The sequence below is a fragment of the Pyxidicoccus trucidator genome, assembly GCF_010894435.1.
Classification (GTDB): Bacteria; Myxococcota; Myxococcia; order Myxococcales; family Myxococcaceae; genus Myxococcus; species Myxococcus trucidator.
The window spans coordinates 111,515-124,190 of sequence record NZ_JAAIXZ010000030.1 but is presented as its reverse complement, the minus strand read 5'-3'; the positions used below and the strand labels follow the sequence as shown (position 1 = coordinate 124,190).

5 protein-coding genes and 1 pseudogene are annotated in these 12,676 nt (G+C 65.1%); 3 read left to right on the top strand and 3 right to left on the bottom strand.

The genetic code is table 11. The features are described 5' to 3' along the window. Nucleotides 1-106 precede the first annotated feature (106 nt). Both G4D85_RS46165 and G4D85_RS46160 read right to left on the bottom strand, forming a co-directional pair. Nucleotides 107-331 (bottom strand): site-specific integrase, encoded by a 225-nt coding sequence (locus tag G4D85_RS46165; protein WP_164021090.1) that lies wholly within the window; start codon nucleotides 329-331, stop codon nucleotides 107-109. 88 nt (nucleotides 332-419) lie between these two features. Beyond that, nucleotides 420-866, bottom strand: a pseudogene (locus G4D85_RS46160) (helix-turn-helix domain-containing protein); the annotation flags it as partial. 133 nt (nucleotides 867-999) lie between these two features. On the opposite strand from G4D85_RS46160, the gene G4D85_RS46155 reads away from it, so the two are divergent. Both G4D85_RS46155 and G4D85_RS46150 read left to right on the top strand, forming a co-directional pair. Further along, nucleotides 1,000-4,194: a hypothetical protein gene (locus tag G4D85_RS46155; protein WP_164021088.1), complete on the top strand. Its 3,195-nt coding sequence runs from the start codon at nucleotides 1,000-1,002 to the stop codon at nucleotides 4,192-4,194. Beyond that, the gene (locus G4D85_RS46150; protein WP_164021086.1) at nucleotides 4,191-10,493 is read left to right on the top strand and encodes a DEAD/DEAH box helicase; all 6,303 of its coding nucleotides are present in this window, start codon (nucleotides 4,191-4,193) and stop codon (nucleotides 10,491-10,493) included. The genes G4D85_RS46155 and G4D85_RS46150 overlap by 4 nt, the downstream gene beginning before the upstream one ends. Nucleotides 10,494-10,604: 111 nt before the next feature. Here G4D85_RS46150 and G4D85_RS50545 read toward each other — a convergent pair whose 3' ends face one another. Beyond that, complete coding sequence (locus tag G4D85_RS50545; RefSeq protein WP_275900412.1) at nucleotides 10,605-10,796, bottom strand: helix-turn-helix domain-containing protein; 192 nt, start codon at nucleotides 10,794-10,796, stop codon at nucleotides 10,605-10,607. Between the two features lie 292 nt (nucleotides 10,797-11,088). On the opposite strand from G4D85_RS50545, the gene G4D85_RS46140 reads away from it, so the two are divergent. Continuing rightward, the gene (locus G4D85_RS46140; RefSeq protein WP_205526007.1) at nucleotides 11,089-12,660 is read left to right on the top strand and encodes a hypothetical protein; all 1,572 of its coding nucleotides are present in this window, start codon (nucleotides 11,089-11,091) and stop codon (nucleotides 12,658-12,660) included. Nucleotides 12,661-12,676 lie beyond the last annotated feature (16 nt).

Here is a 12,676-nt window from a genome sequence, read left to right as displayed (position 1 = left end):
ACCCGGAAGAACACCTTCGACCTTCGCAGGCTCTGCGCTCTCCAGAACCTGGAGACCCTCCACCGCCGCATCGACGAGAAGCGGCGGCTTGCGGCCTGAGGTTCCACTAACCTGTTTGGCGCTCTAGGGCCGCGAGCATCAGCGGGACCTCCTCGGCCTTGAGGTACTGCGGGAGCTTCTTCGGCTTCTTGACGCGCGGGACGGACTTGGCCGGGTTGAGACCGGTGAAGAGACCGCGCCGGATCGCCAGCTCGAAGATGCGGTGGAGGAGGGCGCGTAGGTGGTTGCGGGACGCGGGAGACAGTTCTCCGAGCTTCGCGTTGAGCAGCATCTCCAGGCGCGACGTCCTTGAGGGGCAGGGACCCCAGCTTATCGCGCAGGTGCTTCTCGCCGAAGTCGATGATGGTGGTGGAGCGGAGTCAGCTGCCCACCTCGGTCCTCCACGCGTCCAGGGCCTCCCCGAAGGTGACCTGCTTGCTGTGCTTGGGCAGGGCTCCAGGCCGCGTCGTTGGCGGTCGGCCTGAACCTCCAGGTATGCAGGAGTGACTTCGCCTCGGTCTTCGTGGTGGCCTGGGGGCGGTGTCGCGCCTCCGGCCAGGGCCGTCCTTGACGCGAACGTACCACCTGTCGCTCTTGCGGTAGATAGAACCCGTCAAAGAGTCCATCCATCTGAAAACCCTGGAGATCTTGTAATCATTGCCGACGGGCGAGGGCGCCACTTGCCAGATAACGGAGCCCCTGCCCCTTGATGAACGCCGGATGGCCGCAGGATCGAAGCGCAGCAGCCTGCCAATCTTCAGGCACGGGAGCTGCCCTGCCTGGGCCCTCTGATAGACCCAGCTCCGGCTTGCTTTGAGGAGCCGGGCTAGGTCATCCGCGTCCCAGGGTCCCTAATCACGCATTGACCACCAAGCGCTCGCAAGTGAGACTTGAGAACGCTCGAGCAGCATTCCCGTAGTTCGCGCTGACATTGCCGACAGGCGTTGTGGGGGCGGGAACATGCGCATTGAACAGTTCCTAAACTCAATCAAGGCGAGTTCGCCGGGATGGGAGCCCGGCGACAATCTCGCCACACTCCAGCTGACCGACTCGCAGCTCGGCCAGCTCAACGTGTGGGTCGGCGAGCGCGCTCATAAGGTCAAGAGGCTCCGTGACGAGTTCAAGGTCGCCTGGGGCGCAGCAATGCTGCTGGCCGGCGCGCGCGCGATTCAGCGGCTCTTCCAAGACAATCCGGACGCACGCCTCGAATACGCGAACGTCGGCGTCAAGCTCGGCATCGACCAGCTCGCTCAGTACATGACTACCGACGCTTGGTCTGCCATCGAGGTCGGAGCTCGCCAGGTCTGGGGCGTACGCTTGATGCGCTCCCGTGCAGCTGCACGCCGTGTTCTCGAAACCATGCTGCTGCACTCCGGCGCGCTCTGGCCGCTGCTCGAGGCGCTCACGGACGAAGTCGAACGCTCTTGGAGCTGGGAATCGCTGGCGCAAGCCGATCTGCAGGCGATCTCAGCCTGGATGGCGAACCACGCCAAGCTCCTGCAGGTGCGTGAAGGCCTGCGCTCGGCCCTTCGCGACGAAGGCACGTGCCTTGATCTCGCCGAGCATCTGCAACGCTTCGCCGAGGTGAAGTCGTTCCTCGCCCAGCGCGCCGCTATCCCGCTCGCTCGCAGTGCGCTCACCGAAGTGCTCGGCGCTCCGGACGAGGAAACGGCCCGCGCTCTCGCAGCCCGCCTGGCTCCACCCGCGACTACGGTGCAGGCCCCGGCGCAGGCCGAGTGGCGCTGGGACAGCAAGAATGGACTGGATCGGCTCGTACTGCGCCTGCCCAATCTGATCACCGTTCCCGACGCCGGCCCCGAGCAGCAGCGCATCTTACTCGGCTTCGCGAACGGAACCATCACAGTCGCCTACTTGCGCCAAGGCGATCGATACGAGCGCGAGCCCGGCTCGTCGTCACTGCCATTGCCGCGCGCTACCAAATTTCCGGCTGCCATCCTCGCCTTCGAGGCTCAGGGCGAATTCGAAGTCCCGTACATGGAGGTAGAGGCACCGGCCGAGCCGGTGGCCCTCTTCGACACGGATACCGGAGCGCAGCTCTCCACAGCGCCGGCCGGCTCCTCGGTCGTCCTGGTCTGCGCGCCTGGCTACCGACTCGACGCCCCGGAAGGCTTCAAGCCTCGGTCGCTCGCCGATCTGGACGCATGGGCGTGCACGCTTCCAGCACACGCACAAACGCTGACGATGTACTGCCCCGATGGCTCGGCGGAGGAGTGGTCACTCGATCCCAAGGCGCTTCCGCTTCGCATCGTCTTCGAGCCGCCCCATGTTCCCGGTTTGGCGTTCGGTCGCGCCGCCGTCTACTCGCGCTTCCCTCGCTTCTTCGTCGAGGGCGACATCCGCACGTTCAGCTATCTCCTCACTGGTCCTGCAGGCGAGCAGTCCGGTGCTCTGCGCAATCGCCTCGTCAGGCCCGCGCAAAGGCTCGCCGCGATTCCCGGCCGCTACCGGCTCGAGGTGTCTGCGGACGGAAGGCGTGGCATCGCTCACTTTGTGATCGTGCCGGAAGGCACCGCGCTCACGTCGAGGTCCGACGCTCTCGGCACGCACATCGCCATTTCCGGCGACGAGCTGTCGCTGCTCACGCATGCACACGAGCACACGCGCGCATTGACCGTAAACCCCTCGGTTCACGGCAAGCTCTCAATCGGCGTCTTCTGGCAGCGTGCCGACCTGCGCGGTGTGTATTCCATCGGCGCCTACCCGCCGCGCGTGGAGGTTCGACCGGCGGCTGACGCCGAGGCGACCGACGAGCGTGGGTTCGAGTTGCTCCTTGGCACTGGCGGCCTTCAGATCGACGGCCCCCCGGGAGCCGGCGTCCGCATCGTTGCAGGCGAAGCCGTCTTCGTCCGGTATCTCGACTCGACCGGCCACCGCTTCATCCGCTACTCCGAGCTACCGCGGCGCATCCTCCAAGTTGGCGACGGTGGTCTCCGCATCCGTGTGCACGTGGGCAACTGGCTCTCCGAGATGCTGCACTTCACACGGCGCACTGCTCGCCGCCTGAACGTCATCCCTGAACTGCGGGCCGGCACCTGGTACGCGCGTACCAAGCTTTCAGATTCACCCCCTGTGCACATCGAGTTCGTAAACGCATGGGCGCCGTGGATGCCCGCGCAGCGCTTTGAGGCGGAAGTCGTCTCTCGCGACGAGAGTGGCATCCTCTACGAGGTACCCGTCCCTGCCCCCGGACGTCCGTACCAGGTCACCGCGTTCTCTGGCGCAGAACGGATCGCCGGTATGGGATTGCTCTACTCTCACGTTGGCCGCCCGCCAGCGCCGCCTGAGTACAGCCTGCTCGAACGCTTGCTCTGGGATGGGACCGAGCGCAAGCGGGAACTCTGGCGCGACGCGATCGAGCGCCGCCTCGCCAAGCACCGCGAGCAGTGGGTCTTCGACACTTTTAAAACGCTCCGCCGCTATGGCACGCGCTGGTTCAAAATTGCCGAGCATCTCGCGGATGCCATGACGCATCTGCGCCTCGGCGCCCTCGTCGCGCCCACCGAGGAGTCCGACGACGTCGAAGCGGTCTTCCGCGAGCTCGATTGGCCATTGGCCCGCGTCCGCTACGCCGATTTCCATCGCGTCGAGCCATCCGACCTTGTCGTCGCCTTGCGGAGGATCGCCGAGTGGCACGCGGGGCTGCTCGTTCCCGCATTTCTTAAGTGGGACCCGAGGGATCACTACATGGACGTCGCAGTGCTTCTTGCTCCGATCCACGAGGCCCCGAGGCTGCTCAGCAGCGCCGAGATCGATGCGGTGTGTAGTCCCGAAGCCGAAGGGATGAGAAACCCCACCAGCAGTACGGCCAGCGGCCGGCTTGCTGGCCTGGTAGAGATTCGGCGGAAGCACACCGAGTTGTCAGACGATCCCGACCTCCGGAGTCTCATCGTTCGTGACGACGATTCCGGAGGCGTGCATCCCCGCCTCAACGCAATCTGGCAACAGGCGCTGCCACCCGATGCACGCGCACTCGAAAACGCGGTCGTTCACGTGACCGAGCGCGTCCATCGCTGGCGCGCAGGCGGTCCTGTGCTTCCGAAGCTTTGGGACGACGTACGGGTGCTGCAGCGCAGCGCGCCAACTCTTTTCGACTACTGGCTCAACCGCTGGGCAGCGGAGGAAAGCGCAACATGAGCAAGCACTACCAGTTCGACGGCTACCAAGCCTATCACGCACTGCAGGGCCGCTACGCTGACTTCCTGCTCGACGTGTTTGGAGTACGGCCCGGGCCTCTCGCGAACGTTCTTCGCAGGCATTGGAGCAGCGACAACGGCTTCTCGCTATTCGCCCCGCTACTCGTTCAAGCCGCGTTCCCATTCCGCCCGGGGAAGACGCTTGCCGACCTCCAGGCACCCTCGACCAAGCAGCGCACCATGGAGCGGCCACTGCACCCGAAGACGGTCTCTCTGCTAAAGAAGGCGGGAATCGACTACCCACTGTTCGAGCACCAAGTCGACACCATCCGTGCAGCTTCTCACGGCGAAACCGTGGTCCTCTCCGCGGGCACGGGCAGTGGCAAGACCGAGGCGTTCGTTATCCCGCTCATCGATCGACTCTTCTGGGATCATGAGGAGGGCCGCGACGATCTCAGCCATCCGGGTGTGCGCGCCGTGGTCGTCTACCCGCTCAACGCCCTCGTGAACAACCAAGTGGATCGCCTAATGGCGATGCTTGGCGAGCAAGACGAGATCAAATTCGCTTACTACACCAGCCGACTGAAGGACACGTGGCGTTCGGCGAAGAACTCGTACGAGCGCCGCGGTAAGCCGATACCGCCGAAGTGTCAGATCATTGACCGCGCGACGCTGCGTGGACTCGATGGTGGTGACGATCGACCTAAGGGACCGCCGCACGTTCTCGTCACCAACTTCAGCATGCTTGAGTACATGCTGATCCGCCCGAGCGACCGGACGATCTTCGAGCCCGAGAACCTCTTCTACGGCGAGTATCCGCGCCTCAAGATGATGGTGCTCGATGAAGCGCACGTGTACGCAGGCGCGCAGGCGGCCGAGATCCACATGCTGCTGCGCCGCGCCGCGCAGCGCTTCGGCACCAAGCTTGAGGCGGTGCAGGGGTTCGCGACTTCCGCGACGCTCGCGCAGGGGGAGAGCGAAGGACGCGCTGTGCTCGATGAGTACGCGTCCCGCATGTTCGCGAAGAAGAGCGGCGTGAAGTCCGTCGAGGGACGCCGTTATCTGCCAGCCGAAGCTTGCCCGCCGCGCCAGGTGCCGGAGCTTCGCGCTCCCACCACGCTCGCTGCCGATCAGCAGTTGATAGCCGCCGAGCTCCGCACGCTCGAATACGACGGCGCGGGCAATCCCTCCGCATTGCTCCGCGATGCCGCGCTCGCCAACACCGCCTGGAAGGCATGCGAAGCGCTCGGACTGGTGATCGAGGCAGAGCGCGCGCAGCTGCCAGCGGAGATCGCCGACTGTCCGGCGCTCCTCCTGCATCACGTGTACGCGACGCATCCGCGGCTCACCGAGCTGCGCGTGTGGCTTTCCGAGCAGGAGGAGCTACCCGACATCGACCAGGTCGCCGCCAAGATGTATGGTCCTGCTGATCCGAGCGAGCAGCGGCGGCGCGCGACCGATGCGATCCTGCGCCTTGGCTCGCTCGCACGCCTTGATGCCAAGCGCCACCCATTCATCCCGATCCGCATGCATGCACTCGTGCGCGCGCCGACCGGTGTTTGGGTCGATCCGCGCCCGTCCGAGGCGAAGGTCGTCGAGGGGTGGCCTTGGGGGCCGGTGACCTCGCTCGCGCCTTCCGGCGATCCCGCCGAATCTCCGCGTACGCAGCTCGGCGTCTGCGCAGAATGTGGTGCGCCCTACCTCGTCGCTCATCGAGTCGGCAAGGCCAAGGAGCTGCGGATCGAGAAGGCCGACAAGTCGGCTCGCCTCGCAGTCCGCCCGAAGGAAGGAAGCGAGTACGTGCTGTGCGTCGGCGAAACGTGCGTCCCCGTCGAGTTTGCGGTGCTCGGGGCGGCGGACCGTCACGGGCGTTCGCCAATGACCTGCCTGCAGTGCAATACCGTTGCGACTCGGCTTCGCCCGCTGCTGCTCAGCCCGCGCGCGGCGCTCGGCGCCGTGGTCGATATGGTGTATCCGCACCTCGGCGAGATGCCGCCGAGCAGTGCGGAGCAAGAATTCCGCCCGGGCGGCGGGCGTCGCCTGCTCACGTTCTCGGATAGCCGCCAGGAAGCGGCTCGCATCGCCGCGGTCGTGGAGAGCACGCACGACACCGGCGTCAACCGCCAGCTTATCGTCACGGCGCTCCGTGCCGAAGGCGGTAAGGCGACGGTAAAGGAGCTGGCACGCGCGCTCGGCCAAGACAACTTGCTCCTCGAGCGCGCGGCCTCACGCGGTCTCAAGCAATCCGAATCGCTCGAATACCTCGGCCTGCTCTCGATCTATGAGGAGCTTGCGAGGCCGCCGAGCCGCGCCAACACACTCGAGACGCTCGGTATCGTGGAGGTCGTGTACCCAAACCTGCCGCCGTGCCCGAGCGAAGCGCTACCCTACTTTGGTAGCGACAAGGTATGGAAGGACTTCGTCGCCCAGTTGATCGACTTTGCGCGTAGCCGCGGCGTGGTAAGCAAGCCCAGCACCGACGAGCCGGAAGCGGAGGAAATGCTCGGGCACTTCCTCCCGAACACGATTGGCAACAAGCTTGTCTGGAGCACAGCGGAGGATCTGCCGGACGAGGACGAATCCGAGACGGACGACGAGGATACCGGCCGGGACATCCCTATGTACCCGCGCCGCCGTCCCGAGATCGGCCGGATGTACGAGTACACAGCGCGCGTACGCGAGCGCCTCAAGATGCCCGACTCGATGGGCGTCGACTCCCTGCTCTCACTCGCGTGGAGCGCACTCACCCAGCATGCAGAGCAGGGCTGCAAGTGGCTCCGGCTGAAGCAGGACAAGCTCCAGATTGATCTGTCGCGCCTCGAGCTCCGGCTTCACGATCAGCCGCCGCTCGTCGACGTCGACTCCGGCCGTGTCTATTTCCGTTCCGTGGGCGGTGTGGTTCCGGCGCCGAATTGCCCGCGCACCCTCGCGCCGATGAACGACGACGAGCGGGTCCTCTGGGCTGCCCGTCACTCAGTACGCCGCATCCTCGAGGATCCGCTCCTTGGCTTGCACAGCGTGGAGCACACGGCGCAGATCGGAGTCGACTCGCTCGAAGGGGAAGAAGGCGCCTTCCGCCGCGGCGAACGCAACCTACTCGCATCGTCCACCACGCTCGAGATGGGCGTCGACATCGGAGGCCTCACCTTCGTGATGCTGACCAACGTGCCGCCGGGCCCCGCGAACTACTGGCAGCGAGCAGGCCGTGCCGGCCGCCGCGCCGACGGCTCGTCAATGGTGCTCACGCTCGCGCTCAACCGGCCGCACGATCAACTGGTGTTCACCAGCCCGCGGCGCTTCCTCCACTCAGAGATGACGCCACCGCAGGTGCGCCTCGACTCGCCGCCGCTTCTGCTTCGGCACGTGAACGCATCGCTGCTGGCGGCGTTCTTCGAGGAAGTGGTGGAGCGTGACGGCGCCGGCAGCCCGATGCGCGCGTTTGGAACGGTCGACGAGTTCCTGTTCAGATCTGCCATCGGTTGCGGCGGCATGGACAAGCAACTCGCCGGCAAGCTTGATCTGCAGAGTGAGGACCCGCTCGCGCATGCGTTCGAGCGCTGGCTCGACCGGCTCGACGACGATTCAAGTGTGACCCCGCAGATCCGTGATCTGACGCAGGGCACGACGCTGGCCACGTACTCGATCTCCGAGCTGGCAGCCTCTTGCTCCAAGGCGATCGCGCGCGCTGTCGAGGCGGTCAGGAGGGACTACGACGTGCTCAAGGATCAGCGCGCTCGCGAGCTGCAGAAAGGTGAGTCCGCGCGCGACGAGACGTTCCTCGCCGCTCTCGCCCACCAAGAACGCGTGCTTCTAGTCGAGACGCTGATCGCATGCCTCGCGCGAAATTGCTTCCTGCCACGCTTCGGCTTTCCGCTCGACGTCGTGCATCTCGACACGAAGTGGAAGTTCAGGAAGAAGAAGGACAAGGGCGAGCACAACGACGAGGACGAGCCGAAGCAGCAGGAAGAGCCGCTCGATCTGCGTATGGAGCGCGCCCTTGACATCGCGCTGAGCGAGTACGCGCCCGGCTCCGAAATCATCGCCGGCAAGAAACTGCACCGGGTCGCGGGTGTGGTTCGCAACTGGCTGGCCGGCGACGAGAGCAGCGTCGTCCAGCACTTCTACCTTGAGTGCGTTAAGTGTGGGCATTTCGAGGACCACAACGCGCCGCCGGTTGCATGCGAGATCTGCGGCCATCCCACGGTGTTCCAAGAGGAGTTGGCGTCGGCCACCGAAACGACCGGACGCCGCCGTCGAAAGAAGAAGGCCGCCGAGGAGGAGGAGACGCCGCTTGAGGCGGGCGAAGTTCCTCCAAGCCTCGTGCGCCGCTACATGCGGCCGAGTGGCTTCGCGGTCAAAGCCGGTCGCCGGCCGCGGCGAGTGGGCTCCGAAATTGATCGGATGCCCTCCCCGCGCGTGACCGTTCGCGCCTCCAACTCCATAGGCCTCGTGGATATCCTTCCCGCTGGCGTCATCGGTGGCTTCACCGCCAACTCGACGGTGTTCGTGCGCTCCGAGGGCAGGTCCGAGCGGCCGGGCGGACCAGGGTTCGGCTTCGCCATCTGTCAACGTTGCGGATTCTCCGAGCCGGAGGAGTTGTTCGACGGTCCCCTTCCCAAGGCGTTCGTTGAGCACGATCGGCTCAGGGGGTTCCGCCCCTGCGAAGGCCAGGGCACTTGGCGGCACGCCGTTCTCGGCACCTCAATGACCGTCGATGCATTCCGACTGCGGCTGACAAAGGAGTTCCGTCCTGCCGTCCTGCCAAATGAGGAGGAAGCGTTCTTCCACACGCTCGCGGCCTACCTGCAACTCGTCGCAGCGCGGAGGCTCCAAATAGATCCGCGCACGCTGCATGCTGCCGTCGCAACGTGGCAGGACGCCAGCCTGAGTAACGGGCACGATGGAGTCTCCGCACGAGAAGCGATCGTGTACGAGACCAGCGGCTCCGGGATGCTGCGGCACCTCATGGACGATCCGGTCGCGCTTCTTCGCGACGTGGTCGCCATGCTCGAGAAGGACAACGAGGCGCAGATCATCCGCTTCGACACGCAGTTCCTCGCCGCGCGCGGAATGCTGCGCGTCGATCTGCTGCGGGCGCACTTTCTCGATCCCGCGCGCAAGATGTTGCTAGATGCGGCCAATCCGCTCGAAAAGCACAAGGCCGCAGTGCTACGTGGACGCGGGCCGCTGCTCGCTGCAATTGAACTGGTCGAGGACACCGGCTCGGAGCTCGGGCTCCAGGCCGCCGAGATCGCTGGCGATGCGCTCGCTGCGGGCGGGCTCCTGCGTACCGTGAAGCGGCGCGCTCTCGACTCGGAGAAGCATGTGCCGCGGCTGCTGCTTAGCCGCCTGCCCGACGCCAGCGGAAAGAACGACGAGGATGCCGTCGTCGCCGTGCATCTGCGGCGCCTGATCGAGAGCGACGTGCACATACGCGTCGCTGCCGCTGCGGATCGAAAGGCGCTCGGCGAAGACGTGTGGCAGGTCTTCTCCAACGGCCCGACGCGCGCTGCGGCCATCGGCGGTGTACAGACTACCGGCAGCGATGGTCCACGCTTCGGCTCCGCGTGGCTCGACGGCTGCGCTCCCATCGAGGCGAAGCCCGAGGCTGCGAAGGAGGCGTGGTCCAGGTTTGCCGAGCGCTGGGGACGCGGCCAGCCAGTGACGGTGGACGATCTCACGCCGAAGTCGCCCAATGCTTGTCCGCTAGTCGAGATCGCAAAGGGCGTGATCAACCCCGACCTCGTTTACGCATGGCGGCTGCTCCGGTCGCACATCGGCGACCTGAACCAGCTGGGGAAGGTGACGAGGCTCGCGTACAACGATCGGCACCTCGGCAAGAGCGCGATCGCCATGTGGATGCTCGGCGAGCTGCTTCAGCGCTTCGCCTATGCGCCGAATGCCAAGGGCATGATTTGGACGCGCGAGACGGAGGGGTACGACGGCCAGGCGAAGACCAGCGACGAGCTGTTTAAGCTGAAGAAGGCTCCCGGCAACCTCGGGCCGAAGCAGTCCGAGATGCTGGCGAAGTGGTGCTCCGTCGAGGCGGGCAAGAAGGGCCTCGGCCTTCGCTTCGAGCGCCGCTTTGAGCTCGAACACCCGCGCAAGCTGGTGATCGAGTTCGCGCCGGGAGGCAAGCACAGCTCGCTCAAGGTGCTCTTCGACAGCGGCCTCGATTGGGCAGAGTGCAAGTCGGTGGTGGGACCGTGGACGCAGGGGCCGTTCCAGGCCCGCACGACGCACATGAGCATCTACGTGGATCTGCCGGTCGGCGACGAGCTCATTGCGCTCGGAGTCTGAACGAGCTGCTCAGCTTGAGGCTGCGCCCCGCCGGCAACTGCCAGACGCGGCACGGCAGCTTGGTCGAGTAGTTCGTTCGAGGGAGGTTGAAGTAAGGAGTAGGGGAGTGGCCTACATTCGATTCTGCGACGAAGGTCCCCGGATGAATCTCTCCTGAGCCTCAGCGTCTATTCGCACCGCATTCGAGATGCGGATGTGGAGCAGTTCGCCCCGCTCGCACAGTCGGTACACCGTGGCCCGGCAGACCCCCAGTCGCTCCGCGACCTCCCGGACGGCCAGAAGCCGGCCAGAATCCAAGGCCACGAGCGCCACCGGGGAGGAACCCAGCAGCAAACTAGTACATCGGCACAGAGGTTCTGACCGATTGGCTTTGGACCTGCTCAGAGCAGGACGGGCAAAGGCTCCGGGGCCAGTATCAGTTCGATGCTGCGGGCCTGCCCGGCGACCGCGAGGCCGAGGGGCGCCGCGCGAGTCTGTCAGTCGGCTCCAAGTCCCCGCTCTCCGTGCGTGCGAGCACCTCGGGCCCCCCTCGTGCGGTCCGGGTCAGCACATTGCTACGCTCCACCTCCATTCCTCAAACGGGGGGCGAGTGACCATGGGCACCGTGACTGTCGGCGGATCGCAGTACTCGAACGGGGGCGAGAAGCAGTTCAAGGAGGACGTCGTCCTCCAACTCGGGGCCAACGCGAACAAGATCAAGGATCTGAACGTCATCACGGATGACCTGATCAACGAGGGGCTGAACTTCAAGGACTGGCCGGCGCTCGTGCAGGAGGTCCACATCCGCAACGTCGGCTACCAGGCCGCGAGCGTGATGGAAGCGCTGATGAAGGAGCACACCGACCGGTACAAGAAGGCCCAGGACGCAATCAAGGCGTTCAACAAGGAGGCCGACGAGACCTGGATGAAAGAGGCCCAGCTCGAGCCTTCGAAACGGGTGAAGTACCGGGACTCGGGGGATGTGGCCAAGGCCAAGCTCTTCTTCGCGGACGAGGCGATGGAGAAGGCGGATGTCATCACCTGGGGGCCGGCGTCGTTCACCGACAACACCACGCTCTCCTACCGCCCGATGTTTCAGTGGATGATCAGCGCGGTCAAGGATCGCGAGCCCCGGAAGATGAACTGCTGGGAAGCCGTCCTGTACTCACTCGTGAAGACGCAGCTCGTACCTCCCGAATACATCGCCTTCTCCAACGCACCGTCCCGAGCGAAGCACGGGGACTATGCGGACGACCCCATGTACGCCGGCTCATTCCCGAGCCGCATGCAGTCCGGGCTCCTGACGGCCATGGATTATTTCTTCTGGGCGTATGACCCCGACGAGCCGGACAAGAACCCTTGCTACATCCGTTCCGCCACGCCGGTCGCGTACCAGGGCCGGAAGGTCCCTACCCGAGGATGCGCGTGGATCCCGAGTGACTGGATCATCCCGCGGGGGCGAGTGCTCCTCTTCGGCATGGGTGATCACGTGGCGCTCTCCACCGGGAAGCTCACCGAGATCCAGAACCGGGCCGCGCGGCAGCAGTTCAACATGACGCTGGGGCACGGAATGCTGGAGCTCGATGCCAGCACCGGCACCATCATCGAGACCACCATCCAGGACCTGTACGCCGACAGACCCACGTACCTCCGGGGCATCGTCGTCGCGCCGTTCCCCATCTACGACGAGCTGCTGAAGCAGACCTTCAAGGTCCCAGGCCGGCTGAGCCCCGATCAGGAGAAGGAGATTGCGCGGCTGCGGCTCACGCTCGAACAGGAATACCAGGCGTACTACGCGAAGAAGAGCGCGCAGGTGAAGGCGAACCATCAGGAGCGAATCCAGAAGCATGAGACCAGGCTCCGCCAGCTGAGATCGGACCTCGACAGGATGCAGGAAGGTGTCGAGGGCAAGGCCGAGAAGCAGAACGCGATCAACCTGGAGCAGAGCGCACTCACTCAGGCCACGGCGCGCGAGGCGGGGGATTTGCGGGCGGTGGAGCGAGAGAAGCAGGAAGAGATCGAGAAGGAGCTGAACAAGCTCATCGTCGAGGCGCTCGACATCAAGAAATACCCGCTGAAGGACGTCCGGGTAGACGTCAACGTCAGGAGAATCGATCCGTACAAGAGTCAGGTGAAATTCCGGGACCCGACGCCGTCGCGCCCCACGGATGCCGCTGCGGTGAAGTAGCGCCCCGTCCAGAAAG

Excerpts from the sequence above, each read along its gene's own strand:
- G4D85_RS46165 (WP_164021090.1), bottom strand. The coding sequence starts at position 331 with ATGCTGCTCAACGCGAAGCTCGGAGAACTGTCTCCCGCGTCCCGCAAC.
- G4D85_RS46155 (WP_164021088.1), top strand. The coding sequence starts at position 1,000 with ATGCGCATTGAACAGTTCCTAAACTCAATCAAGGCGAGTTCGCCGGGA.
- G4D85_RS46150 (WP_164021086.1), top strand. The coding sequence starts at position 4,191 with ATGAGCAAGCACTACCAGTTCGACGGCTACCAAGCCTATCACGCACTG.
- G4D85_RS46140 (WP_205526007.1), top strand. The coding sequence starts at position 11,089 with ATGGGCACCGTGACTGTCGGCGGATCGCAGTACTCGAACGGGGGCGAG.